This window comes from Halorubrum sp. SS7, assembly GCF_005435055.1.
In the GTDB taxonomy this organism is placed as follows: Archaea; Halobacteriota; Halobacteria; order Halobacteriales; family Haloferacaceae; genus Halorubrum; species Halorubrum salinarum.
The window spans coordinates 1-466 of record NZ_SGXV01000306.1 but is presented as its reverse complement, the minus strand read 5'-3'; the positions used below and the strand labels follow the sequence as shown (position 1 = coordinate 466).

The window sequence follows — 466 nt, the reverse complement described above, 5'->3', positions numbered from 1 at the left end:
GGTTCGGACGACGACCCGCGGACCGGCCCCTCGATCTCGCCCGTGACGAGGACGTCGTCGGTGATTCGGGCGATCTCCTCGAACACCCACTCGACGTCGGGATGGAGGTGTTGGAGCGTTTCGACCGAGTAGACCGCGTCGAACTGTCCGTCGTCGAACTCCCCGACGAGGTCCTCTATCGGGGCGCAGTAGAAGGTTCCGTCGGCTGCGAGGTCGGGGTAGGTCTCCCGCATCGTGTCGAACGCCTCGGCGTTGATGTCGACGCCCGAGAGGTCCTCGAAGCCGTGGTCGGCCAAGTGTTCGAGGTGGCGACCGGAACCGCACCCGAGTTCGAGGATCGCCGCGTCGCGGTCGAGGAACTCGTCGAGGCTCTCGCGGATCACCGCGCTCGTCTCGTTCGGCCCGTAATGGGCGTAGTACGCCGGTGAGTATTCGCCCGCCCGGTTCGTCCACGTGTCTCGGACGG

Annotated in this window: 1 protein-coding gene; it reads right to left on the bottom strand. The window is 66.5% G+C overall.

Features of this window, described 5'->3' with window-relative positions; genetic code table 11:
• A partial coding sequence (locus tag EXE44_RS18145) for a bifunctional 2-polyprenyl-6-hydroxyphenol methylase/3-demethylubiquinol 3-O-methyltransferase UbiG (protein ID WP_137718057.1) occupies positions 1–466 on the bottom strand: 466 nt, incomplete at both ends.